General features: G+C 59.8%; 25 protein-coding genes. 10 read left to right on the top strand and 15 right to left on the bottom strand.

The window, feature by feature from the left end:
* Positions 1-28 precede the first annotated feature (28 nt).
* The 3 genes from IFT59_RS05240 to IFT59_RS05250 are packed head-to-tail and all read right to left on the bottom strand — an operon-like array spanning position 29 to position 2,684.
* Entirely contained in the window at positions 29-1,408 is a 1,380-nt protein-coding gene (locus tag IFT59_RS05240) for an ATP-binding protein (RefSeq protein ID WP_092660390.1), read from the bottom strand.
* A 39-nt stretch (positions 1,409-1,447) separates the two neighbouring features.
* Positions 1,448-2,146 carry a response regulator gene (locus tag IFT59_RS05245; RefSeq protein ID WP_062455827.1) on the bottom strand — a complete coding sequence of 233 codons (699 nt, stop codon included), beginning with the start codon at positions 2,144-2,146 and terminating at the stop codon, positions 1,448-1,450.
* Between the two features lie 13 nt (positions 2,147-2,159).
* Positions 2,160-2,684, bottom strand: coding sequence for a MarR family winged helix-turn-helix transcriptional regulator (locus IFT59_RS05250; RefSeq protein ID WP_062582974.1), 525 nt, complete (start codon positions 2,682-2,684; stop codon positions 2,160-2,162).
* Between the two features lie 216 nt (positions 2,685-2,900).
* Between IFT59_RS05250 and IFT59_RS05255 the strand changes: the two genes are divergently transcribed.
* Positions 2,901-3,095 carry a hypothetical protein gene (locus IFT59_RS05255; protein WP_062455833.1) on the top strand — a complete coding sequence of 65 codons (195 nt, stop codon included), beginning with the start codon at positions 2,901-2,903 and terminating at the stop codon, positions 3,093-3,095.
* Positions 3,096-3,163: 68 nt separating this feature from the next.
* Complete coding sequence (locus IFT59_RS05260; RefSeq protein WP_113166413.1) at positions 3,164-3,811, top strand: MBL fold metallo-hydrolase; 648 nt, start codon at positions 3,164-3,166, stop codon at positions 3,809-3,811.
* 78 nt (positions 3,812-3,889) lie between these two features.
* Here IFT59_RS05260 and IFT59_RS05265 read toward each other — a convergent pair whose 3' ends face one another.
* Together IFT59_RS05265 and IFT59_RS05270 are read right to left on the bottom strand one after the other, a co-directional pair.
* Positions 3,890-4,105, bottom strand: a complete 216-nt coding sequence (locus IFT59_RS05265; protein WP_006725577.1) for a cold-shock protein — start codon at positions 4,103-4,105, stop codon at positions 3,890-3,892.
* A 477-nt stretch (positions 4,106-4,582) separates the two neighbouring features.
* Complete coding sequence (locus IFT59_RS05270) at positions 4,583-5,524, bottom strand: EAL domain-containing protein (protein WP_062455836.1); 942 nt, start codon at positions 5,522-5,524, stop codon at positions 4,583-4,585.
* Positions 5,525-5,744: 220 nt separating this feature from the next.
* On the opposite strand from IFT59_RS05270, the gene IFT59_RS05275 reads away from it, so the two are divergent.
* Complete coding sequence (locus IFT59_RS05275) at positions 5,745-6,947, top strand: pyridoxal phosphate-dependent aminotransferase (protein ID WP_062455840.1); 1,203 nt, start codon at positions 5,745-5,747, stop codon at positions 6,945-6,947.
* Between the two features lie 134 nt (positions 6,948-7,081).
* On the opposite strand, the gene IFT59_RS05280 is transcribed toward IFT59_RS05275, so the two are convergent.
* Both IFT59_RS05280 and IFT59_RS05285 read right to left on the bottom strand, forming a co-directional pair.
* On the bottom strand, positions 7,082-8,302 hold the full coding sequence (locus IFT59_RS05280) for a PQQ-dependent sugar dehydrogenase (RefSeq protein WP_192086272.1): 1,221 nt from the start codon (positions 8,300-8,302) through the stop codon (positions 7,082-7,084).
* A gap of 124 nt (positions 8,303-8,426) precedes the next feature.
* Positions 8,427-9,539, bottom strand: a complete 1,113-nt coding sequence (locus tag IFT59_RS05285) for a calcium:proton antiporter (RefSeq protein WP_192086273.1) — start codon at positions 9,537-9,539, stop codon at positions 8,427-8,429.
* Positions 9,540-9,740: 201 nt separating this feature from the next.
* Here IFT59_RS05285 and IFT59_RS05290 point away from each other — a divergent pair, with 201 nt between their 5' ends.
* Positions 9,741-10,001, top strand: a complete 261-nt coding sequence (locus IFT59_RS05290) for a DUF2188 domain-containing protein (RefSeq protein ID WP_062455848.1) — start codon at positions 9,741-9,743, stop codon at positions 9,999-10,001.
* Positions 10,002-10,081: 80 nt separating this feature from the next.
* Here IFT59_RS05290 and IFT59_RS05295 read toward each other — a convergent pair whose 3' ends face one another.
* The 4 genes from IFT59_RS05295 to trxB all read right to left on the bottom strand — a co-directional run bounded on the left by IFT59_RS05295 (position 10,082) and on the right by trxB (position 14,025).
* Positions 10,082-11,206 carry an N-ethylmaleimide reductase gene (locus IFT59_RS05295; RefSeq protein ID WP_113166398.1) on the bottom strand — a complete coding sequence of 375 codons (1,125 nt, stop codon included), beginning with the start codon at positions 11,204-11,206 and terminating at the stop codon, positions 10,082-10,084.
* Between the two features lie 51 nt (positions 11,207-11,257).
* Positions 11,258-11,554, bottom strand: coding sequence for an ArsR/SmtB family transcription factor (locus IFT59_RS05300; protein WP_062455854.1), 297 nt, complete (start codon positions 11,552-11,554; stop codon positions 11,258-11,260).
* A 591-nt stretch (positions 11,555-12,145) separates the two neighbouring features.
* Positions 12,146-13,048 carry a LysR family transcriptional regulator VtlR gene (locus IFT59_RS05305; protein ID WP_062455858.1) on the bottom strand — a complete coding sequence of 301 codons (903 nt, stop codon included), beginning with the start codon at positions 13,046-13,048 and terminating at the stop codon, positions 12,146-12,148.
* Between the two features lie 2 nt (positions 13,049-13,050).
* Positions 13,051-14,025, bottom strand: a complete 975-nt coding sequence (trxB, locus tag IFT59_RS05310; RefSeq protein ID WP_062455861.1) for a thioredoxin-disulfide reductase — start codon at positions 14,023-14,025, stop codon at positions 13,051-13,053.
* Between the two features lie 341 nt (positions 14,026-14,366).
* Between trxB and IFT59_RS05315 the strand changes: the two genes are divergently transcribed.
* The 3 genes from IFT59_RS05315 to IFT59_RS05325 are packed head-to-tail and all read left to right on the top strand — an operon-like array spanning position 14,367 to position 16,692.
* Positions 14,367-14,837 (top strand): Lrp/AsnC family transcriptional regulator, encoded by a 471-nt coding sequence (locus IFT59_RS05315; protein ID WP_062455864.1) that lies wholly within the window; start codon positions 14,367-14,369, stop codon positions 14,835-14,837.
* Positions 14,838-14,886: 49 nt separating this feature from the next.
* On the top strand, positions 14,887-15,900 hold the full coding sequence (locus tag IFT59_RS05320) for a Stealth CR1 domain-containing protein (protein ID WP_192086274.1): 1,014 nt from the start codon (positions 14,887-14,889) through the stop codon (positions 15,898-15,900).
* Positions 15,901-15,960: 60 nt separating this feature from the next.
* A complete protein-coding gene (locus IFT59_RS05325) occupies positions 15,961-16,692 on the top strand; it encodes a hypothetical protein (protein ID WP_092660400.1) in 732 nt (243 codons plus the stop codon).
* Between the two features lie 22 nt (positions 16,693-16,714).
* On the opposite strand, the gene IFT59_RS05330 is transcribed toward IFT59_RS05325, so the two are convergent.
* The 3 genes from IFT59_RS05330 to greA form a co-directional block, all read right to left on the bottom strand.
* Complete coding sequence (locus IFT59_RS05330; protein WP_192086275.1) at positions 16,715-17,605, bottom strand: 3-deoxy-manno-octulosonate cytidylyltransferase; 891 nt, start codon at positions 17,603-17,605, stop codon at positions 16,715-16,717.
* Between the two features lie 70 nt (positions 17,606-17,675).
* A complete protein-coding gene (locus IFT59_RS05335; protein WP_192087108.1) occupies positions 17,676-18,728 on the bottom strand; it encodes a glycosyltransferase in 1,053 nt (350 codons plus the stop codon).
* A 63-nt stretch (positions 18,729-18,791) separates the two neighbouring features.
* Positions 18,792-19,268, bottom strand: coding sequence for a transcription elongation factor GreA (gene greA / locus IFT59_RS05340; RefSeq protein ID WP_062457929.1), 477 nt, complete (start codon positions 19,266-19,268; stop codon positions 18,792-18,794).
* A 242-nt stretch (positions 19,269-19,510) separates the two neighbouring features.
* On the opposite strand from greA, the gene IFT59_RS05345 reads away from it, so the two are divergent.
* From IFT59_RS05345 to IFT59_RS05355, 3 genes are all read left to right on the top strand, one after another.
* On the top strand, positions 19,511-20,743 hold the full coding sequence (locus tag IFT59_RS05345; RefSeq protein ID WP_062455876.1) for a putative DNA modification/repair radical SAM protein: 1,233 nt from the start codon (positions 19,511-19,513) through the stop codon (positions 20,741-20,743).
* Positions 20,743-22,194: a UdgX family uracil-DNA binding protein gene (locus tag IFT59_RS05350; protein ID WP_192087109.1), complete on the top strand. Its 1,452-nt coding sequence runs from the start codon at positions 20,743-20,745 to the stop codon at positions 22,192-22,194. The genes IFT59_RS05345 and IFT59_RS05350 overlap by 1 nt, the downstream gene beginning before the upstream one ends.
* Before the next feature lie 100 nt (positions 22,195-22,294).
* Positions 22,295-22,672, top strand: a complete 378-nt coding sequence (locus IFT59_RS05355; protein ID WP_062576873.1) for a DUF6693 family protein — start codon at positions 22,295-22,297, stop codon at positions 22,670-22,672.
* 6 nt (positions 22,673-22,678) lie between these two features.
* On the opposite strand, the gene IFT59_RS05360 is transcribed toward IFT59_RS05355, so the two are convergent.
* A complete protein-coding gene (locus tag IFT59_RS05360) occupies positions 22,679-24,247 on the bottom strand; it encodes an MFS transporter (RefSeq protein ID WP_192086276.1) in 1,569 nt (522 codons plus the stop codon).
* Between the last annotated feature and the right edge of the window lie 91 nt (positions 24,248-24,338).

Below are 24,338 nucleotides of genomic sequence, written 5' to 3' on the forward strand. Positions count from 1 at the left end.
GTCCAGCATGTTGCCGATAGCGGTCCGCTCAGGCCGGAACGCGAACGATAGCTCTCAAGCCACCGCTCGGACTGTCGTCCAGCGTGACATTGCCGCCATGCGAGCGGGCGATGTCGCGGGCGATCGCGAGGCCGAGGCCGGTTCCGGACGCATCGAGATTGCGGGCCTCGTCGAGCCTGTGGAATGGCTTGAACACATCCTCGCGGGATTGCGCAGGAACGCCCGGGCCGTCGTCATCGAGGGTCAATGTCAGCCACTTGGCGCTGTGGCGCGCATCGATATGCAGGTTGTCTGCGTAGCGCTGGCTGTTTGAGACGAGGTTTCCGAGCAGGCGGTTGAAGGCGTTCGGCCTGACGGCGATCTCGTCGTCGCCCTCGATGTGGTAGGTGAGGATCTGCCCGTGCAGGCTGAAGCTCGCGCGGAATTTCTCGAGAAGCTCGCTCAGATACAGCGTACCGAAATCCTCCTCGGCCTCGCCCTTGGCAAACGCCAGGTAGCCTTCCAGCATGGACTGCATGTCTTCGACATCCTGTTCCATGCCGGCGAGTTCCGGCTTGTTGCCGGCAAGCGCCAGCTGCAGTTTGAAGCGGGTGAGGATGGTGCGAAGGTCGTGGCTGATGCCGGCCAGCATCGCGGTGCGCTGCTCCATCTGCCGTTCGAGCCGTTCGCGCATCTGGATGAAGGCAAGGCCTGCGCGCCTTACCTCGTCTGCGCCGCGCGGCGAAAAGCCTTCGGTCTTTTGTCCCTTGCCGAAACTTTCCGCCGCCTGGGCAAGTCTCAGGATCGGGCGGATCTGGCCGCGCAGGAACAGGATCGAAATCACCACCAGCACGAAGGCGGTGCCGATCATCCAGATCAGGAAGATGTGGGTGTTGGACGCGTAGGTAGAGCCGCGTCTGGCAAACACCCGCAGCACCCGTTCGTCCATTTTCACGCGGATCTCGACGAGCCGACTGTCGCCTACCGTATCGATCCAGAACGGCATGCGGATCTGACTGCTCAACTGTTCGGCAAGGATGTTGTCGAGGATCGCGAAGAAGGGGCGCTGGCGGGGCGGCGGGAGCTGGCCGTTCTCCTCGATTGCAATCGTCAGGCCGAGAGAGCTGTCGGCGATACGGCTGACTTCGTTGTAGTTGCTGTCCTGCGGATAACTGCGGATGATCTCGATAATGGCGGCGATGTCGCGAACGGTGCCTTCAGACAGGCGCTCCGTCACCATTCGCCAGTGGCGTTCCATGAACACCGCGGCGACGACCGTCTGCAGCAGGAGCATGGGGAGAATGACGATCAGCAGCGAACGGGTGTAGAGGCCCGTCGGCAGCCAGCGACGCAGCCAGCGCGTGAACGGACGCCAACCGGGGAGGGTCAACCGGCTGGTCTCTCGCTTCAGCGTGTTGAAAATTGCCATTCGCCGCCCGTTATCGTCCTGTCGTCGGTCTCTTGTGCATCAGTCGATACTCAGCCTGTACCCGATGCCACGCACGGTCTGGAGATAGACCGGGTTGGCGGGGTCTTCTTCGATCTTACGACGCAGCCGGTTGATCTGCACGTCGATTGTGCGCTCGCCGACATCCGTATCGTCCCCGATCAGTTCGTGGCGGGGGATCGTTTCGCCGGCGCGCAAGGCAAACAGCATCATGATTTCCTGTTCGCGGTCGGTCAGGCGGATCGTCTCGGCAGCCTTGCGCAGTTCCTTGCGCGGGATCGAGAAGGTGAACGGACCAAACATGATCTGCTCGATCTTCGGTGCATCGGCCGAGCTGCTGCGGCGCAGGATGTTGTTGATGCGCAGGACCAGTTCGCGCGGATCGAAGGGTTTTGACAGGTAATCGTCGGCACCTGCCTCAAGACCGGCGATGCGCGATTCTGCCTCGACCCGTGCCGTCAGCAGGATGACCGGGGTGGTCTTCTTTTCATAAAGCGATTGGGTGAGCGACAGGCCTGTTTCGCCCGGCATCATCACGTCGAGAATGATGAGGTCGAAATGCAGTCCTTCCAACTTGCGCCGCGCTTCGGCGGCATCTCCGGCGACCGTGATGCGGAAACCCTGCTCCACCAGATAGCGGTTGAGGAGATCGCGGATGCGGGTGTCGTCGTCGACAACGAGAAGGTGAGGGGCGTCGTCCAAAAGCGGTGTATTGGTCATCTGTCTGTCCCGGTCAGATATCCTGACTGATGTCGATATCAGAAATCACGAGGTTCGGGTCACGTCCACGCATCCGTTGAAGGAAAAGGGTTACGCTTTCCCGCATCCCGGGGGTGAAGTCTTCCATGGCGCGTGCGATACGCTTGGATTGCGGCTCGCACAGGGCCAGCGCCAGTTCGCGGCCGGCAAGGGTCGGATAGAGGCGGCGCTGTCTGCGATCCTTGGCCCCGGCCATCTGCCGGATATAGCCAGTCTCGATCAACTGCTTCAGGACGCGGGCGAGGCTCTGCTTGGTAATCTGCAACAAATCGAGAAGATCCGTCACCATCATCCCCGGCTGGCGGCAGACGAAATAGACAACCCGATGGTGGGCGCGCCCCATGCCGATCTTCGCCAGGATAGCGTCCGGATCGGACACGAAGTCGCGATAGGCAAAGAAGAACAGCTCGATCGCTTCGAAATCGATCTGGCCCTCGTCGACCACGGGCATCTGTGGCGGGACTTTCTTGACGGCTTTTCCCGTCGCTGCAGGCGGCACGCCGTTTCCTTTCGCTCGCTACGTCTTCATCGTGTGAAGCTGTTTAACGTAATCCTTTTGCGCTGTCGCCCGTGATAAATCGCTCTGGCGGTCAAAATTCGACCGGTTGTGTTGCTTTCAGGGAGAACACGCACTTTCTTTTGCGCGCATGACTTGTCCGGCGGAACCTTTATCCCCAAGCGCCATTATTCCCAGCGAACGACTGGAGATTATTCAATGAACGCGCACACTTATTCCGCAATGCCGCCGATCGAGCTGAACCAGACCAAGGCCGAAGCTCATCCGCTGCGCCCGGTCTTCATCACGGTGATTGCGCTGAAAGTCGTCGTCTCGGCATTTCTGCTGGCGACCGTTTCGCTGGCCCCGCCGGTTGCTGCCGAAGGCACGTATCTGGCCGCCGCTATCAACTGATTTTGAGGCTGTAATCGGCAAGCCTTCCGGCTATGAAGAACGACAACGTTCAGGGCAGGACAGGCATTATGGGTCGATTGCAGGCAAGCGTCATTCCGGTGACGCCATTTCAACAAAACTGTACCGTCTTCTTTGACGACGATACAAAGACAGGCGTCATTGTCGACCCAGGCGGTGACATCGGGGTTATTCTAGACCTCGTGCGCAAAAGTGGCATTACCCTTTCCGAGATCTGGCTGACCCACGGGCATATCGATCATGCCGGAGGCGCCGACGAACTTCGCGAGGTGCTCGGCATTCCTGTCGTCGGACCCCACCGCGACGATCTTCCCCTTCTCGAAAATCTTGAAAAGCAGGCTCAGATGTTCGGTGTCGACGGCGACGTCCGCAACGTCGTGCCTGATCGGTTTCTTGACGAAGGCGAAACAGTCTCGTTCGGCGAGCATGTGTTCGAGGTTTTTCATTGTCCGGGACATTCGCCCGGTCACATCATATTCTACAACAGAGACCATGCCTTCGCACATCTTGGTGACGTCCTGTTTGCCGGGTCGGTCGGACGGACTGATCTACCCGGAGGCGATCACGCGACGCTGATGGACTCGATCCGCACCAAGGTTCTGCCGCTGGGAGACGAGGTAGGTTTTATCTGCGGTCACGGACCGGGAAGCCGGATCGGCGACGAGCGCCGCAGCAATCCATTCCTGAAGGGCCTGTAACCGGCAACCGGTATCACGGGCATAAAAAAACCCGGCATCACTGCCGGGCTCCAACTGGAATGAGCGAGCTTTTGAAGCTCAACCGGAGATCTGCAGATTGACGGCCTTGGGGCCTTTTCCGCGACGATCCGGTTCCGTGTCGAAGCTTACTTTCTGGTTTTCAGTCAGCCCGGACAGGCCGGAAGCCTGTACGGCGGAGATATGAACGAAGATATCGGCGCCACCGTTGTCTGGTTTGATAAAGCCGAATCCCTTGTCCGTATTGAAGAATTTCACAGTGCCAGTCTCGGCCATGCAGCAGGTCCTTTTCCTTCTGTCCGTGTTCAGCGGCGGACAGCATCAGAGTGTGCCCTCACGGGCGGCGGCAGGCAGCTTTAAGAAAGGGTCCCTGTGTTTACCGCGGCGACTGGCAGATAAGGTATAAAACCAAGCCCCCAGTTCCCGCCCGAAGTCTTGGCGCCTTCGGAGCGCGTCATTATAGGTCTTCCCATGCTCGTAAATTGCCCGAACATGGACAGAGTGCTGTGTTTATCAAAAATTGGCAAGAAAAAGTTTTTTGAAAGGCAGGCCCGTTCCAGCCTGCCTCATTTGGCCAAAAGCGCTGGAAATGCGGGCTTTGCGCATGGTCCGAAGGAAGTTGGATTAGCAACGGATCGCTGGCGATGCTTCGCCCGATCGGCTCTATGCCTGTTCGCGTCATGTTTGTAGCCGTTTCCCAACGTCTACACTCTCTGCGGGAAGTCCACTGCGAACCGGTGAAAGTACGGACGGCTAGCTGCCCTGATGTCTGCGGCCGAAGGTTTTCATCCGCTTGAGAGGGGTGGCCGACGGAAACGGGGCGGCGGCAGAGACGCGAATGGCGGATGCAGGCGAGGGGCTCATGTCGAGGTCGCCGCCGATGCGCGGCAGGCCGTGTTCCGGGAATGTCCTGTCGAACGTGGTCGGGGCGAGTTCAGGCCGTGCGAGTGCATATCCCTGCACGAGAGACGCGCCGAATTCCTCGCACACCTCCACCTGCCACATTTCCTCCAGTCCTTCGATGATCGGTTCGATCCCGTCATCCAGCATCTGCTGCAGGACGACACGCAGGAGTGCTGCTCCTGCCGGATTGTCGAGAAAGTCGCGGACCCAGCCGGGTTCGAATTTGACGTAGTCAGGCTTCACCCGCTTGAGAAGCGCCAGATCGGACTCGCCCGCACCGTAATCATCGATCGCCACCTGGAAGCCGATGGCGCGCATGTGGCTGGTGAAGTCGGCGATGACGGCGGCGTTGGTCTCGGCGGTCTGGCGGATTTCGCAGACGATCCGGTTGACGGCAAGTCCGGCTTCGTGGCTCGCAAGTTTGATGCGTTCGACTTCGTGGCGCATGTCTTCGGGCGTGCGCACCAGACCCGGCTGGAACTTGACGAAGATCTTCGCCTGGCGTCTGTCGAGCCGGCCGGTGTTGAGAATATGGATCGTCCGGACCATGCTGTCGATATCGGCAACTTCGGCGGGATCAACGAGGCTGAAGAATTCGTGTGGGGGAACGGGCTCTTCGCCACGATAGGCGCGCACGAGCCCGACAAAGGCTTCGATGGCCAGCCGATTGCCGGGTTTCGACGTTCTGAAAATGGGCTGAAGCGCGGATCTGAGAATGAAAGGCCCGTACGCGGTCGACCATGCCCCGTCGTCGCCGCGAACCAGGTTGGCGAAAATGCTTCTCGATGCCATACCCGTACCGTCTCCTGCGCAATTTTGCAGATTGTAGGCGAGACGGGTTACGCGGTCGTAAATACGCGTCCGAAGGTTTTAATCAGCGACATTGATGGCATTCATTCATGCTTTTTTCTTGAAAGGCGTCGGTTCATTCTCCATACAGCTTGAGGCGGCCGCTCGGCGGCGAATGAGCGCACCCCGCCGTAGTGTTCAATCAGCCCAGGACCGAAACGACATGGCCTTTCTTGCCGACGCCCTTTCCCGTGTAAAGCCTTCAGCGACAATCGCTGTTTCCCAGAAAGCTCGCGAACTGAAGGCGAAAGGGCGTGATATTATCGGTCTCGGTGCCGGTGAGCCTGATTTCGACACGCCTGACAATGTCAAGCAGGCGGCGATCGACGCGATCAACCGCGGTGAAACCAAGTACACGCCGGTTTCGGGGATTCCAGAGCTGCGCAAAGCGATCGTCGACAAGTTCAAGCGCGAAAACAACCTCGACTACAAGGTCGAGCAGACCATCGTCGGCACGGGCGGAAAGCAGATTCTGTTCAATGCCTTCATGGCGACGATGAATGCAGGGGATGAAGTGATCATCCCAGCACCTTACTGGGTTTCCTACCCGGAAATGGTCTCGATCTGCGGCGGCACGCCGGTCACGATTTCGACCAAGCAGGAAAACAACTTCAAGCTGACGGCCGAAGAGCTGGAAAGCGTGATCACGCCGAAGACCAAGTGGTTCATCTTCAACTCGCCGTCGAACCCGACGGGCGCTGCCTATAGCGCGGATGAATTGAAGTCGCTGACCGACGTGCTGCTGAAGCATCCCCATGTTTGGATCCTGACCGACGACATGTACGAGCACCTGACCTTCGGCGACTTCAAGTTCGCGACGCCGGTCGAAGTGGAGCCGAAGCTCTACGACCGGACGCTGACGATGAACGGTGTTTCCAAGGCCTATGCGATGACCGGCTGGCGCATCGGCTATGCTGCCGGTCCGATCGAACTGATCAAGGCCATGGACATGATCCAGGGCCAGCAGACCTCGGGCGCATCGTCTATCGCACAGTGGGCGGCTGTCGAGGCGCTCAACGGTCCGCAGGATTTCGTGACCAAGAACAAGGCGATCTTCGAAGGCCGCCGCGATCTCGTCGTGTCGATGCTTAACCAGGCATCCGGCATCGTTTGCCCGAAGCCTGAAGGCGCATTCTACGTCTATCCGTCCTGCGCCGGCCTGATCGGCAAGACGGCTCCGACCGGCAAAGTCATCGAAACGGACGAGGATTTCGTGTCCGAGCTCCTGGAATCGGAAGGTGTCGCCGTGGTTCACGGATCGGCCTTCGGTCTCGGCCCGAACTTCCGCATCTCCTACGCGACGTCGGAAGACATTCTCGAAGAAGCCTGCAAGCGCATCCAGCGCTTCTGCGCAGCCTGCAAGTAAGTTTCGAGACACGAGTTTGATGGGAGAGCCCGGCCAAGCGCCGGGCTTTTTCGTGAGTGGTGGTCCAGTGGAGGGAAGGTCGGGGCGGGCCACGGCTATAGCCCCGACCGAGCCCCTTTTCGAGGATCCTGCGTTTAAGCCTTGGTTAGCTTGACGATCGTCGAGGAGCCGGAACGGGTTTCGGTGACGGCGTAGACGGCGCCATCGGGGCCGACCTTGACGTCGCGGATGCGAGCCTTGAGCGGAACGTGTTCTTCGTGACTCACCTTGTCGCCATCCATATGCAGGACCACCACGCCCTGGGTTACCAGGCCGCCGACCAGGAATGCGTCCTTCCATTCGGGGATCGCATCGCCATCGTAGAAGGCCATGCCGGAGGGGCCGATGACCGGATCCCAGTAATAGACGGGCTGTTCGGTCTGAGCCTTCTCGGTGATGCCGTCGCCTACCTTGCCGCCGCTATATTCGACGCCGTAGGTGACCTCCGGCCAGCCGTAGTTCTTGCCGGCTTCCGGTCGGTTCAACTCGTCGCCGCCCTTGGGGCCATGTTCGACCGTCCAGAGGCGGCCGTTGCCATCGAGTGCTGCTGACTGGAGATTGCGGTGGCCGTAGGACCAGATTTCCGGCCGCGCTTCGGCCTGATCAACGAATGGATTGTCGGGCAGGGCCTTGCCGTCCATGTCGATGCGGAAGACTTTTCCAAGACCGCTTTTGAGATCCTGTGCCTGGACACGCGGCTCCGGATCGGACCGCTCGCCGACCGTGACATAGAGCTCGTTGTTGGGGCCAAAGGTGAGGCGCGAGCCGAAATGCTTGTTGCCGTCATAGCTTGGCATCTGCTGGAAGATCACCTTGACGTTTTCCAGCTTGCCGCCGCCATCGTCGTTGGCGACGAGCTTGGCGGAGGCGACGGATGTGCCGTTGCCGTCTTCACGCTCTTCTGAGAAGGAGAAGAAGATCATTCCGGATGTTTCGTAGTCCGGTGCGAGCGCCACGTCGAGAAGACCGCCCTGGCCAGCGGACAGGACTTTCGGAACGCCTTCGATCGCAAGGCCGGGCTTGCCGTCCTTGATGATATGCATCGCGCCTTCCTTGGCGGTCACCAGCATGCGGCCATCGGGGAGAAATTCCATAGACCAGATGTGCGGAAGCCCTTCGGCAACGACTTCGGTGGTGATCTTAGGCATTTCCGCCGGCTGCGCTGCGCGGGTCTGACCGGTGAAGGCAGGTTTTTGATCCTTCGCATTTGGAGCGCTTGTTTCAACCGGTTTGCCACTGGTCTGCGCCATCGCGGGAGCGCCGACCAGTGCGAGAGCCAGGGCCGTGCCTGCAAGGAAGATGTTCGTGCGTTTCATGGGTCACCTCCGGACTTTGTCTTGATGCCTTTCAGTGGCGATCGCTCGCCAGACATTGTCCCATCTAGGGCGGCCAGTCCCGAAGACCGAACACAGGGTGTTCAACTCTTCTTTATTGCAGATGTCACAATCCGATCATCGTCAGCATGATGAAGGTCGCAAACAGCACAAAATGGGTCATGCCCTCGATCGCATTGGTCTGGCCGTCGTTGAGGTTGATCGCCGCAACCACGAGCGTGATCGCCACCATCACCGTCTGGACCGGCGTCATCGCCATGATGAAGGGCTGGCCGGTATAGAGCGCGATGCCTTCCATGACCGGGACGGTGAGAATGACCGTCGAGAGCGACGCGCCCATGGCGATGTTGACGACCGACTGCATCCTGTTCTTGAGCGCCGCCCGCATGGCGGTCAGGATTTCCGGCGCGGCGGAGATGGCGGCGACAACCACGGCGGTCAGTGCGATCGGGGCGCCGGAGCCTTCCAGGCCTTCGCCCATGAAGACCGACATGAATTCCGCCAGGAAGCCGATGATCAGAACGCCCAGAAGAATGATGCCGATCGATACGGCCGCGGAATCCTCGGCGGCCTCCTCCTGAGGCGCGGACGCTGTCCCGGCGGCTGCCGCCTTCTGGGTCCGCGGATAGGTGTAGCTGAAGAAGTAGCTGTGCGGCCCGACCTGCATCTTGAGAAAGACGCCGTAGAGCGCGATCATCGCGCAGATGGTAAAGGCGGAATAGTAGTGCCAGCTTTCACGCGGTACGAATTCCGGCACGATCATCGAAATGCCTACCGCCGTCATGATCATGACAGTGTAGGTGCGGCTTGAATCGTCGTTATAGGGTTGCTCGCCATGGCGCAGGCCACCGAGCAGGGCCGCGAGGCCAAGAATGCCGTTGATATCCAGCATCACCGCCGAATAGATCGTGTCGCGCACCAGCGTCGGTGAGGAATTCGAACCCATCATGATGGCGAGGATCAGGACCTCGACCGCCACCGCGGACAGGGTGAGGATCATCGTGCCATAGGGGTCGCCAACCTTGTGCGCCAAAACCTCCGCATGATGCGCGACACGTGTCGATGCAAGCACGATCACGCCGACGAAGAGCGCTGCTGCGATCAGCGACACCGTCTTTCCGGCCTCCAGAATTGAGTGTTCGATGAAGAAGCCGAGAATGGCGACAACGAAGGCGATCAGCAGGAATTTCTCCTGCCGGAGGTGGGTCGCGATTTGCACTGGAAGCTCCTGGAAACGATCTCGGAGAAACTAGGGTTGTCGGTCGACCTGCACAGAGGACGGTTTGCGATAATCGGTCTTTGGTGCCATTATCCTCGCCAGTGGAAGGAACTTCGCGGCGTATTCCGGCTTTTTTGCTCTACGCGGCCTTCTGGACCGAGACCGGTCGGGGCAGCCACGAAAAAACATACAGGAGGATCTATGACCAAGGTCGTTTACACAATCGTGCCACATGATGGCGGCTGGGCCTATCGACTGGGCGACGTTTATTCCGAAACATTCCCGAACCACAACGACGCGCTGCAGGCGGCCCGGATTGTGGCTGCCGAACAGCAGGTGGGTGGTGAGCCCGAAGAGATCAGCTGGCAGGACGCAAAGGGCGTCTGGCACACGGAGCACAGCGACGGCGGTGACCGTCCCGAAGCCGAAGTTGTGGATGGCGATCAGGCGGACGCGCGCTAAGCATTCACTGCGACCAACAAGAAGGCCATGCCCGGGGTTTGTGCCAGGCATGGCCGATTTCAGACAGTCGGGCCTAAAGCTTAGGCTTCTGCTGATTCAAGCGACGGGTAGTCGGTATAACCCTTTGCGCCGCCGCCGTAGAATGTGTTCTTGTCCGGCTCGTTGAGCGGCGCGTTTGTCTTGAACCGCTCGACCAGATCCGGGTTGGCAATGAACAGCTTGCCGAAGGCGACGCCATCCGCATAGCCGCTGGCCACAGCCTTTTCAGCCGTATCCTTTTCGTAGCCATTGTTGACCACCCAGGCGCCGGTGCCGCCGGCGTTGCGGTAGGTATCCTTCAGTTCCTGGTAATCGAACGGCTTGCCGCCCTGGACATAGCCGCGGTCACCACCGGTCGCACCCTCGATGACGTGGATGAAGGACAGGTTGCGGGTCGCGAGTTCCTTGACGAGATAGTCGAAGACCGTCTGCGGCGCATCTTCGGTGATGTTGTTGGCAGGCGTAACAGGCGACAGGCGAATGCCGACGCGGCCGCTGCCGATGGCTGCAGCAACGGCGTCAACGACTTCGAGCGCGAACCGGGCGCGGTTCTCGACGGAGCCACCGTATTCGTCTTCGCGGAGGTTTGCGCCAGTCTTCAGGAACTGGTCGATGAGGTAGCCATTGGCGCCGTGGATTTCGACGCCGTCAAAGCCGGCCTCGATCGCAGCCTTTGCACCGGCAGCAAAATCGGCAACGACGCCCGGGATCTCGGAGAGTTCGAGAGCGCGCGGCTCCGATGTATCGGCAAACGCGCCGCTGCCATCCGGATTGATGATGTAGGTCTTGCCCTTGGCGCCCAGTGCGGACGGCGCGACGGGTGCGCCTTCATTCGGCTGCAGCGAGGTATGCGAAACGCGACCGACGTGCCAGATCTGGGTAACGATCTTGCCGCCCTTCTTGTGAACGGCTTCCGTCACCTTCTTCCAGCCGTCGATGGCCGGAGCGAGGTAAAGGCCCGGAACGTCGGCATAGCCCTGTCCCTGCTGGCTGACCGGGGTGCCCTCGGTGATGATGAGGCCCGCGGAGGCGCGCTGTTCGTAATAGGCGATGTTGAGATCGTTGGGGATGGCCTTCGGCGAACGGTTGCGGGTGAGCGGCGCCATGACGACGCGGTTCTTCAGTTCGATGTCGCCGAACTTTACCGGTTCAAAGAGTGAGGTCACAGGAATATCCTTCCATGCTGCTTTGGGAGTGATTGAGTTAAGGGGTGGCATTCAGAGAGCGGAGCGAAGATTGGTCACGAAGTCTGCGATCTTCTCCTCGTCGCGGCTGTAGAACGCCCATTGACCAACCCGGCTCGTTTTCACGAGGCCGGCTTTTTCGAGGGTCGAAAGGTGCGCAGAGACGGTCGATTGCGACAGACCACATCGTCTTTCGAACTGCTTGGCACAGATGCCCATTTCGAGCGGATGATCCTGATCGGAAAAATGCTGCTCGGGCTGCTTCATCCATTCGAGGAACTCAATCCTCGTCGGATGGGACAGTGCTTTCAGTATCTCGGTGCGATCCATCGTCTTTCCATATCGTCTCTAACCGATATATAGATCGTCTGAAGACGATTTAAAGGAATGACGTTCCCATTTTTTTGAGGAAGGCAAAAAAAAGGGCCTCCAGATTGCTCCGAGGCCCGTCAGGTGTGAAGGTCTAAAACCTCCAGAGGGGAACAGCCGGCGCTGATAACGGGGACGTCATCAAATTGCTCCGGCTGATCCCTATATGGGCGCAGCGATTTGTGAGAGCAAGGGGGGTGGCCGAAATATTGACCGTTTCGGTCCAATTACTCTGGCAGGCAGCCGAGGATTGCGGCGGGCCGGCAAACCGCAGGGCAAAAAAAGAGGGCCACCGGATCACTCCAGGGCCCTTATAGTTATGAAGGTTAAAAACAACCTCCAGAGGGGAACAGCTGCTGCGGTGGAACTGGGAGGAAAGCCACCATATGCATCAGCTGAGTGCGATATGATGGTTTTTTGGGCAAGCGGCAACGCTTTTTTGCGCAGTACTGCCATGCACGTTCTGCACAGCTTACTCTAGTCAGTGAGTCGTGTATGAAATCGCTGCGAGAATCCCGGTGCCCATTCCGAGCGAAACGTCTTCGACAGCGATCAGAAATTCCAGTTACGCGCCTTGGCGACGATAAAATCGCGGAAGACCTTCAGCTTGGCAGCGTTCTTCATTTCATCCGGGTAGCAGAAGTAGGTGTCGAATGAAGGGATGTCGGCGCTCAGCGTCAGCTGGATCAACCCAGGGTCGCGGCCGACGATATAGTCGGGCAGGCAAGCGATGCCGATGCCAAGCAGGCAGGCTCGTTTGATGGAGGTCTGGCTGTTTATCTGCAGGTGGGGCGTGCGGGTATTGTCCGAAGAACGGCCGGCGGATTCGAGCCAGTTGACGTCGAGAAGGTAATTCGGGGCAGGCTCGCCGAAGGAAATGATGCGGTGGGTGTCGAGATCTTCGACCGACTGCGGTTCGCCATAGCGGTTGATATAGGAGGGGGCTGCATAAACGTGCATGTGCACGGTGAACAGCTTGCGCTGGATCAGGTCCGACTGCTGCGGCTGGCGAAGGCGGATGGCGCAGTCCGCATGGCGCATGTTGACGTCGACTTCCTCGTTATCGAGGATGAGCTGGATCGACATTTCCGGATAAAGCTGCAGGAACTCCTGCACCTTGTCGGTGAGCCAGCCCTGGCCAAGGCCGACCGTTGTCGTGACGCGCAGCTTGCCCGACGGCTTTTCCGTCGTCTCGGTCAGCTGCATCTTCACGGTTTCGAGCTTCAGAAGCACGTCATGCGCGGTGCGATAAAGAAGCTCGCCCTGTTCGGTAAGGATGAGGCCGCGGGCGTGGCGGTGGAACAATTTGACGCCGACGTCCTGTTCCAGCGCGCTGACCTGCCGGCTGATTGCCGACTGGGACAGATGCAGCTTGTCTGCCGCATGGGTGAAGGATCCCGCCTCCGCCGCAGCGTGGAAGATGCGCAACTTGTCCCAGTCGAGAGGTACGCCCATGCTTACTCCGCAGCAATGGCAACCGGCTGAATGCCGGCGAGGTAACGTTCGGCTTCGAGCGCTGCCATGCAGCCCATGCCGGCGGCGGTGATCGCCTGTCGGAAGGTGTCGTCGGTGACATCGCCCGCGGCAAACACACCGGGAACGTCGGTCATCGTGGAATCAGGCGCCGTCCAGAGATAGCCGCCGTTCTTCATCTTCAGCTTGTCCCTGAAGAGCTCGGTCGCCGGCGCATGGCCAATCGCCACGAACACGCCGTCGATCGGCTGATCGGAGATCGTGCCGGTCCTGGTATCACGCAGGCGCACACCCTCGACCGATGGCGGCAGTGGCGCGCGGGCCGGCTTGCCGGTGACCTCGGCGATTTCGGTGTTCCACATGACCTTGACGTTGGGGCGCTGGAACAGGCGCTCGGACAGGATCTTTTCCGAACGGAACGAGTCACGCCGGTGGACGACCGTCACGGTCTTGGCGATATTGGAGAGATAGAGCGCTTCCTCGACTGCGGAGTTGCCGCCGCCGACCACGATCACATCCTTGTTGCGATAGAAGAAGCCGTCGCATGTGGCGCAGGCGGAAACGCCAAAACCCTGGAACTGCTGCTCGCTTTCGATGCCGAGCCATTTGGCCTTCGCACCGGTGGCGATGATGATCGTATCGGCGGTCCAGACGGTGCCGGAATCGGTGCGGACCGTGAAGGGGCGATGATTCATCTCGACCTCGGTCACGAGATCGTTGACGATCTCGGTGCCCACATGGACCGCCTGCTGCAGCATCTGCTCCATCAGCCAGGGACCCTGGATCGGATCGGCAAAGCCCGGATAGTTTTCAACGTCCGTGGTGATCATCAGCTGACCACCCTGTTCCATGCCTGCAATCAAGACCGGCTTCAGCATCGCACGCGCTGCGTACACCGCAGCTGTATAGCCGGCGGGGCCGGAACCGATGATCAGAACCTCTGTATGACGGGCGGACATGATGACGTTTCCTTTCCAAGACCGTGTCGGGCGCCTGGCGCCGCTTCCTCATATAGGAAGCCATTATTCGGTCTGCCGCTTTTGACACGTCATGTAAGGGCCATCCATGCAACATTGCAAGGGCAGCCTTGCGATAACAACAAGACAGTTGGAACCGCCCGGCAGAAACGGCAGGTCAACTGCGATTGGATGTGTCTCCACGTGCACCTCGGTTGACAACAACTGGACCGGCGCGCGAAATTTTCTTGCGTCGGAACGATGTTATTGTATGTCTTCGCGACACCAAGATGGATACCCGGGAGCCTGCGTGCTCCCGTCAATTTTGAAGGCAGGCACTACACATGGTCGTGAAAGTCGAACTCGATACCATCGACCTGAAGATCCTTCGCGAATTGCAGAAGGACGGACGCATGACCAATGTCGAGCTGTCCGAACGGGTCGGCATATCGGCGCCGCCCTGTCTGCGGCGCGTTCGCAAGCTGGAAGAGAACGGCATCATCAAGGGTTATCGCGCCATGCTGCAGGCGTCGCTGCTCGGATACGATCTTGTCGCCTTCTGCATGGTGGGACTGAAGCAGCAGTCGGACAGCAAGCTGAAGGCCTTCGCGGCGGATATGGAAACGCGGACCTTGGTGCGTCAGGCCTGGATGGTCTCCGGCGAGACCGATTTCCTGCTGCAATGCGTGGCCGAGAACCTCACCGTCTTCCAGGATTTCGTCATCGAGGATCTGACCGCGGTCGACAATGTCGATACGGTTCGCACCATGCTGACGATCCGGCAGGTCAAGGATGCGCCGGTCGTGCAGATCTAGGGTCGTCTCGATCGAGATCGTCCGAGGGGCAGGGAGCAGGAACCAGAGCATGTCCAGCCACGACATCGAGCTTGTGATCACCTGGGTTGATGGTTCGGACCCGGATCATCGCGCGAAGCGCCTGCAATACGATGACGTTGCGTCGAGTTCGCACGCGGTGGCATCCAGCCCGACGCGGTTTGCCGATAACGGCGAGATCTACTATCTCATCGCCTCCGTGCTGAAATACGCGCCGTTCATCACAAAAATTCACATCGTCACGGACGGGCAGAAGCCGGAATTCGTCGACAGTTTTGCGCAGGCGGGTTTCTGCACGGAAGATTTCATCGCCATTGTTGATCACAATGTGGTCTTCGACGGGCTTCCGGCCGTGCTGCCGACGTTCAACTCGCTGTCGATCGAGGCTGCGGTCTGGAATATTCCGGGGCTTTGCGAGAATTTCGTCTACAGTAATGACGACTTCTTTCTGAACGCTCCGACATCTGCCTCCGCGTTCTTTCGCGACGGCAAGCCGATGCTTTACGGGCGCGTGAAAAGCGGATTGCGATCCCGCCTCAAGCAGTGCCTGCGGTGGTTCAAGCGGCAGCGGGCGGAAGCCTCCAACGCTGTTCCGAGCTTTACCGTCGCGCAGGAGAAGGGGGCAGAGCTGGCGGGTGCGAAGAACCGGTTTCTGCAGGTCGGCCATTACTTTCACGCGGTCAGACGCTCAACGCTTGCCGATTACTATGCAGCGCATCCCGACGTGCTTCGCCAGCAGCTCTCCCATCGCTTTCGCAACATCGCCCAGCATTCGCCGGTTGCGCTTGCCAATCATCTCGAGATGGAGCGCTTTGGCGCGACCCCGTTACCCGAACACCGCACGGCCTATATCAAGCCGCGGCAGAAGCGGGCGACCGCACCTGTGCTCGCCATGATCGAACAGGGTAGCGCCCCGTTCGGATGTATCCAGAGCCAGGACGAACTCAGCATCGAGCTTCGCCAGGCGCTGACTGACGTGATGATAACGAAATTTCACACCCATCTGCCGCACCGGCTTATCGAACACCTGCGGGCGGCAGACTGACGAGGTTACCGGTGTAGACAGGACTGCCGAGGTTACGGCAGCAAGACTTGGAGAACGTGCGTGGTACGCAAGAAGAGTAAGCTTGAGGCACTGCTGTCCTTCAACCGCTACCGCAAGCGCTGGGGAGCTGCGAAATACGCCAAGCTCGACCAGGATTACGCGGGCATGAAGCAGCGGCTGATCGAGGATTCGGATCGCGAGCACCGGTCGGGCAAGCAGAAGTCGCTCGACGATCACATGGCGAACCTGAGACTGGAGTTCAAAGGCCAGCCGGAACTGCTGTTCTATCATGCGCAGCTTATCGTCCTCATGCGGCGCGAATATAATGTCCGGGAGACGTACCAGCAGTTCAAGACCCTGTGGGAGAATGAAGCGCCGTTCCTCACCGCCCATCTCGATCTGCGTTGGCTGATTTCCGCGAGTGACAGCATTGCCGATCTCGACGAGGACATGACGGCAAGGGCGATCGCCATGATCGGCTCGTCGCTTGCCAACACGATCAAGGTCTACGAGACCGACCGCTTTATCCATGGCGGCGACGAGCGTCCTGTCTCACAAGATGCGATCGAACAGACGCAAGGTGCGCCGATGCACAGGTTCAACGGGATGTATCTGTTCAAGGTGGGGACCGACGACACGCTGCGAAACATGCGCTGGCGGCTCGATCCGTTTTTCAAACAGGGGATTGCAGGCGAGATCGCGAAGGCGATCTACGACCGCCTGCAGGAGAACGACACGGCATTCAGCCGGTTACGAGCGCTCCACCACCGCGATCGCAGCGGGTGGTGGTAGCAGGCGCTTAAGCTGTCCCGGTTCAGGATGGCTCGCCATTCTTCGCTCGCTGCTTTTTGCGCTGCTTGACCAGCCTGTCCTTCTTGGACCTGATCCGCAGACCTCTTGCGAGATTGTAGATGACGCGAAGCGGCATGGTGATCGTGATCAGCTTGCCGAGGTTGCGGTTGCTGTTTTCCAGCCGTTCGGAAAGGACCTGGATGGCGGCAAACACAAAGTTGCTGTTGTCGATATCGGGGAAGTGGCGCGACAGCGCCTTGTAGGGATTGAAAGCTGTTCTTCCTGCCATTTCGAGCTTGTCGCTGTTGGCGAGCAGTTGCAGCACCGACTGTTCGAACGTCCAGTCGTGGATGTGGAACATCTGCCACTTGCGGCTGCGGCGTCCCGAGAAACCGCAAAGCACGACCTTCGCCTGCGGCACCTTCTCGCAGAGCCAGACCGAAAGCGCGAAGCCGGAACTGGCGGTATGGTCGCGCGGGTAGAAATCTTCGAGGTAGCTGCAAAGGTCGATGGCACCTGCTGCGACGCCGCCGAACTCGGCCGGTTCCGTCACCTGTTCCATCGTGGCGGCGCGCATGCTCATGACGCCGGTAAACCCGGGGCCCGGCAGCAGGGCCAGCACCTTGTCGAGAGCGTTGTCGTAGAGCAGTTCGGACCCGACGCGGCTCGTGCGTGCCACCAGCAGCGAATTGCGCGTGAACGGCGTTTTCAGCACCTTGCTGACGTAGTTGAAAAAGACGAACAGCGTCGTTTCCGGATAGGCGGCGTGGATCTCGTTGAAGTTCTGCTCGTCACTGTTGGCGACAAGGACGATGTGGGTATAGCCGGCGAAAAACTGCTGCCAGTCTTCCTCGCTCATAAGGCCGCTCGTCGTCGGTCTGTGCTGCGCCATCCCGGCAGAAAGTTCCGTCATTCGAAGCGTCCTCCATGCAGATGCGGGCAGAGCCGGACCGGTTGCGTGGCACCGAATGCCTCTGAAGTTTTCATGGTCTGGTCTCTAAAAGCGTTTCGTAGATTTCCGCCAGACTGTTGGCTTCCTTTTCGATGGCGAATGCGACGCGCACATGCTCGCGACCGCTCCAGCCCTGCTGGCGGGCCAGTGCAGGGTTTTCGAAATAGGTGCGCAGCGCATCGCGAAGCGCCGTGTAATCGCCGGCCGGAACAACCGATCCCGTCTCACCTTCGACGATCATTTCGGAATAGGCGCCGGCATCGCTTGCAACGACTGCGGTTCCCGATGCCATCGCCTCGAGCGGCGTCAGTCCGAAGCCCTCATTGCGGGACGGCGCCACATACAGAGACAGGCGACGGTACCAAGGTTTGATGTCGTCTACTTCGCCCATGAACAGGATGCGATCTGTCAGACCGCTCATGGCGACATCGGCTTTCAACGCATCGCCGAAAACCTTGTTGTCCGGCGTGACACGTCCGCAGACGACGCCCGTCCATTCGGGATAGGACGGCAACAGTTCGATCAGGGCGCGCACGAAAAGGTCTGTGCCCTTCTGATGCCGAACGCGCCCGAAGCAGCCGATCAGATGCTTGCCGAAACCATCTGCCGGGGAGGAAGGGTCGGATGGGCCGGAGGGACGGAAGAGATCGAGATCGACGCCGTGGTGCACCACCTTATAGGGCACTTTCAGGTATGAACCCGATCGTGCAGACGTCGCGACGACCGCATCCATCTTGCTGATCAGAAAACGCGTCCAGGCGGAATGGGTTCGCTGCGCGGCGGAGGTAAACAAGAGCTTCAGCGGCATCCGCAGCACATCGCGCATGAAGAGGCCGGGCAGCATCTCGATATTGCGGCGGGCATGCCAGACACGGGCGCGCCGCCCTAATGGCGGTGACCACAGCGCGGCAAGGTCGGCATAGCGGATGTGGGGAAGGTGGGAGGGCAGGCCGGGCCCGAGGACCGCGATCTTCTGACCCTTTGCCCTTTGCACCGGAATTAGTTGGACGATCGTGGACGTCACGCCGGAGAGCCGCTTCTTGAAGTTCGGCGCGATCACTTCGATATCGGATATATCGACCACGGAGCCGGGAGCGATACCGCTGCCCATCTCCGTGGCGACTTCGCCAGACGTTTCCACGAGCGATCAGCCCCAGGAGATGGCGAGGATCTCGTAGGCCTTGGAGCCGCCAGGGGCGACGACTTCGATGCTGTCACCCTTCTCCTTGCCGATCATGGCACGGGCGATGGGTGAAGAGATCGAGATGCGGCCAGCCTTCACGTCGGCTTCCTGATCGCCGACGATCTGATAGGTCTTTTCCTCTTCGGTATCTTCATCGATCAGCTTGACGGTTGCGCCGAACTTGATCGTGGAACCGGACATCTTGGAGAGGTCGATCACTTCGGCGCGGGCCGTGAAATCTTCCAGCTCGCCGATGCGGCCTTCATTGTGGCTCTGGGCTTCCTTGGCCGCGTGGTATTCGGCGTTTTCCGAAAGGTCACCATGGGCGCGCGCTTCCGCAATCGCTTCGATGATGCGGGGACGCTCCTCCTGCTGGCGCCAGCGCAGTTCTTCCTGCAACTGGGTAAACCCCTTCGGCGTCATCGGTACCTTTTCAACCATTTTCTTGTCCTTAAGGCGCATGTCCGCGGATGCCGCGGACACAAAAAGAAACAGGTTCCGGAGCGGTAACTTCGGAACCATCTGCAGCATCTGAATTTAGGGCATCATAACAGAATTTCGACTGCTCCCGCTAGGAAAATCGAAATGTTGTCAGATGCGCCAGCTGGAGTTGAATGAATCAAACGTCCCTCGATTTGTCAACGGGTTGACGCAGTCGTAAAGAACATATAGAGAACGCACTAATGAAGAAGTCGCTGAAAGAACGGTTGGCGATCCTGTCGGACGCTGCCAAGTACGACGCCTCCTGCGCCTCCAGCGGGACATCAAAGAGAGATTCGTCGGTATCCGGCGGATTGGGTTCGACCGAGGGGTCCGGCATCTGCCATGCCTATGCCCCGGATGGCCGCTGCATCTCGCTTCTGAAAATCCTTATGACGAATTTCTGCATCTACGATTGCGCCTACTGCATCAATCGTTCCTCCAGCAATGTCGAGCGCGCCCGGTTCACGCCCGAAGAGGTTATCTGGCTGACGCTGGAATTCTATCGGCGCAATTATATCGAGGGTCTGTTCCTGTCGTCGGGGATTATCCGCTCGTCCGATCACACGATGGGCGACATGGTACGGATCGCGCGGGAATTGCGGACCGTTCATAATTTTCGCGGCTACATCCATTTGAAGACGATCCCGGAAGCGTCGCAGCAGCTGATCGAGGAGGCGGGGCTTTATGCCGACCGTCTGTCGATCAACATCGAACTGCCGACCGATGCCGGGATCAGCCAGTTTGCGCCGGAAAAGCGGCCCGCCAATATTCGTCGCTCGATGGGCGATCTGCGCCTGAAGATCGAGGAAATGCGCGATCCGACGCTGCAGACCAAGCGTCGCAAGCGGTTCGCGCCTGCCGGCCAGAGCACGCAGATGATCGTCGGGGCAGACGGCGCCAACGATGCGACCATTCTTGGGACGAGCGCCAGACTTTATGGCAGCTACAGCCTGAAACGCGTCTATTACTCCGCCTTCAGTCCGATCCCGGACTCGTCGAAGACACTGCCGCTGATCAAGCCGCCGTTGATGCGCGAGCATCGGCTCTATCAGGCGGACTGGCTTTACCGGTTCTACGGGTTCGAGATCGGCGAGATTACGGCGTCCACGGAAAACGGCATGCTGGATCTAGACCTTGATCCGAAGCTTGCCTGGGCGCTCGGCAACCGCGACAAGTTTCCGGTCGATGTGAACAGGGCGGACAAGGAGACGCTGCTGCGGGTGCCGGGTTTCGGGACCAAGACCGTCGGAGCGATCCTGTCGTCGCGCAGGTTTCGCAAGCTGCGGCTGGAGGATTTAAAGCGGCTGAGCGTGTCTCTGAAGAAGGTACAGCCCTTTATCACCTGCGAGGGGTGGACACCGCGCAAGCTTGCCGACCGGGCCGATCTGCGATCCATGTTCCAGCCAAAGCCGGAGCAGCTGTCGCTTCTATGATGTACCGAGTCTTGTTGCGGGGGAGAGGCGATCTGACCGAGTGGCGCGATGCTGCGCGTGCCTATCTGGCGGCCGGCATCGCACCTGATCGCGTCGAGTGGCGCACGATGGACGACACGGACGGATTGTTCGGGCTGGACGGCAACCAGTTGCCTGCGCCTGTCGACAAGCCGGTGACGCAGGGTGTTCCTCCAGCCTTTCTGAAGCTTGCCGCCTCGGTCATCTGCCATTCCGATCCGACGCGGTTCTCGCTTCTCTACCGGATGCTGTTTCGCATGGCGCACGGGCGCAATTTTCTGGGTATGGCGACCGATCCGGATGTGGTTGCGGCAAACCGGATGGCGAAATCGATCGGCCGCGACTATCACAAGATGACCGCCTTTGTCCGTTTCAAGGAAATCCCGCTGCCGGAGGGTGTTGCCGGACGCCGGCGCTTTGTTTCCTGGTTCGAGCCTGATCATTTCATCATCGACCGTGTGGCCCCGTTTTTCCAGCGTCGTTTCAACGACATGGACTGGCTGATCGTGACGCCCAGGGGTTCGGCGTCCTGGGATGGCGAGACCCTGCGGACCAGCGATGAGCCCGCCGAAAAGCCCGACCTTCGCGACGACACGGACGATCTGTGGCGGACGTACTATGCCAACATCTTCAACCCCGCGCGGCTGAAGGTAAAGATGATGATGTCGGAAATGCCGAAGAAGTACTGGAAGAACCTGCCCGAGGCCGAGCTTATTCCGGGCATGATCGCCAGCGCCGAGGCAAGTGTGATCGAGATGGGACGCAAGGCGGCGAGCGAACCCCTGGCGTTCCACCATCGCATCCAGGAAGCCGCAGCACGGGTGCCCACGCCAGAAGGGCCGACCGCCGGTACAATCGAGGCCTTGCGGGATGAAGCACGTCGCTGCACCCGCTGCGACCTCCATTGCATGGCGACCCAGACGGTTTTCGGCGAGGGGCCTGTCAATGCCAAGGTGATGATCGTCGGCGAGCAGCCGGGCGATCAGGAGGATCTGGCCGGGCGTCCCTTCGTCGGGCCGGCGGGCAAAGTGTTCAACGAGGCGGTGAGTGCTGCCGGGATCGACCGGACGCAATTCTACATCACCAATGCGGTGAAGCATTTCAAATACGAGCCACGCGGCAAGCGGCGCATTCACCAGAAGCCTAGTATGGGCGAGGTGCAGCAGTGTCGCTGGTGGCTCGTCCAAGAACTCGATCTGGTGCAGCCCAAGCTGGTCGTCGCGATGGGTGCGACCGCGCTGTTTTCACTGACCGAGATGCGCCACAAGCTGGAGGACGTCCGGGGCAGGCCGATTGCCATGCAGAACGGTCGGATGCTGTTTGTCACCGTGCATCCGTCCTACCTGCTTCGCATTCCCGATCAGGGGCGAAAGGCGGAGGAGGTAGCGCGGTTCAAAGAGGATATCGTAGCGATCGGACGCCTGGTTTCGTAAGCGAGGCATCAGGTTCATTGGTAGGCCCAGGTTTCAATTGACTTCGTCTTGAAATGAAAGCTGTATTCGGCGGGGTCTCTCAAGACTATAGCTGGGGAATATGTCGAATACAGACGTTGCGGTCACACCGCCATTCAAGACGCAACCTTTCGGATCCACGCTTCGGTGCGAATATTCGCTGATGGAGGCGGTCGGGTATATCATTCTCTGGGTGATCATCAGTGTGTTGACACTTGGGATCGGTGCGTTCTTCGCCGTTTACTACTTCTACAAGAGCATCATCAACAAGACCTACCTGATCGGCCGGGACGGCCAGCGGATCGCGCGGCTCGAATGCGAACTCAATCTGGCGGAGATGATCGGTCACATCCTGATCTGGATCCTGATCTCCATCGTGACGCTTGGGATCGGTCTCGTGTTCTACGTCTTCCGCACGCTGCGCCTCTGCTTCAACAAAACGAGGCTCGTCTATATCTGAGCGCGCTCAGTGTCCCGAGCCGATCGCGCTTTCGTCGATATGGGCGCGGGCGTAGATCCTGCGGGCGGTCGCTGCGAGGATAAGCAGGACCAGTGAGGCGAGGAGGCAGCAGCTGGCAAAACCCGTCGAGAAGGATTGCCGGGCGGCCTCCAGCCAGACCGGGCCTTCGCCTGCCTGAAGAGCGCTTCCGCCGAGCCCGCGGGCCGTCTCGACGGCGCCGCCGATGGTCGCCCTGACCGTCGCCGCCTGGGCCGGGTCGAGGCCGGCCACATCCGCGCCATCCATTAGAATGCGATAGACCAGTGTCCCGAAGCTGCCGAGAAGGGCGACACCGAGGGCGCCGCCGAATTCGGCGCTGGTTTCGGAAATCGCCGAGGCCGAGCCGGAGCGTTCCGGTGGCGCCGTGCCAACGATCAGGCCAGTCGTCGTCAGAACGACGGGCACGAAGCCGATCGCGATGATCATGGTCGAGCCGAGGACGCCGTAGAGGCTCTCCGAGTAGGCAGCGATCGACATGGACAACATGCCGGCCGCGTTGATGACGAGACCGATGAGGACGGTGTTGACCGGGCCGAACCGGTTGGTGAACCGGTAGGCCTGCAGCGACATGACGGTGAAGACGATCGATGACGGGATCGACCAGAGGGCGGCTTCGAGCGGCGACAGGCCGAGCACGAACTGCAGGAAGAGGTTCTGGTAGAGAAACACCCCGAAGACGAAGAACATGCCCGCGAGATTGACGAGAAGCGAGGCGGTGAAGGCGGGGATGGCAAACAGCTTGAGGTCGATCAGAGGCTGCGTCAGGCGCTTCTGACGGCGGATGAACAGGTAGCCGAACGCAACGCCGACCGCGATCGGGATCAGATGCTGGCTCTGGAACCCATCTGCCGCCATGTGCTTGAAGCCGTAGATCACCGGCAGCACGGTCGCGAGCGACAGGACGACGCTGACGAGATCGAGCTTGGCACTTTCCGGGCTCTTGTATTCCGGCAATAGGAACGGGGCGACGACCAGAAGCACCAGCATGATCGGAATGTTGATGAGAAACACCGAGCCCCAGTGAAAATACTGCAGGAGAAAGCCGCCGAGGAGCGGGCCAATTAGTCCGCCCAGTGCGAAAGCTGTTCCCCAGATGCCGATCGCCCGGTTTCGCTCGGCTTCGTTCTTGAAGAGGTTGACGATCAGCGACAGGGTCGAGGGCGCGATCGTCGCGCCGGCAATGCCGAGAAGCGCACGGGCGGCGATGAGTTGCTGCGCTGTCGATGAGAAGGCGGCAAGTGCCGAGGCGATCCCGAAGGCGAATGCGCCGATCAGCAGCACGCGGCGGCGGCCGATCCGGTCTCCGAGCGTGCCCATGGTGACGAGAAAACCGGCGACCATGAAGCCGTAGATGTCGTTGATCCAGAGCAGTTCGGACGCGGACGGATCGAGATCCACGACGATCGCGGGGACGGCGAGAAACAGGATGGACAAGTCCATCGAGTAGATCAGGCAGGCGATCGACAGGACGTAGGCACCGATCCATTCCCGGCGACCGGCAGGCTCGTGGCCCGGATGTTGCGACGGCGTCTGCATCGTTCCTCTCCCAGATATCGGCTTGCGGATTTACCGCACGTCTCAGGATCGGGCAACCGCGGGGGCCAGCAAAGAAAACGGGCGCCTGAGG

It is taken from the genome of Rhizobium sp. CFBP 8752 (assembly GCF_014842035.1).
GTDB classification, from domain to species: domain Bacteria; phylum Pseudomonadota; class Alphaproteobacteria; order Rhizobiales; family Rhizobiaceae; genus Neorhizobium; species Neorhizobium soli.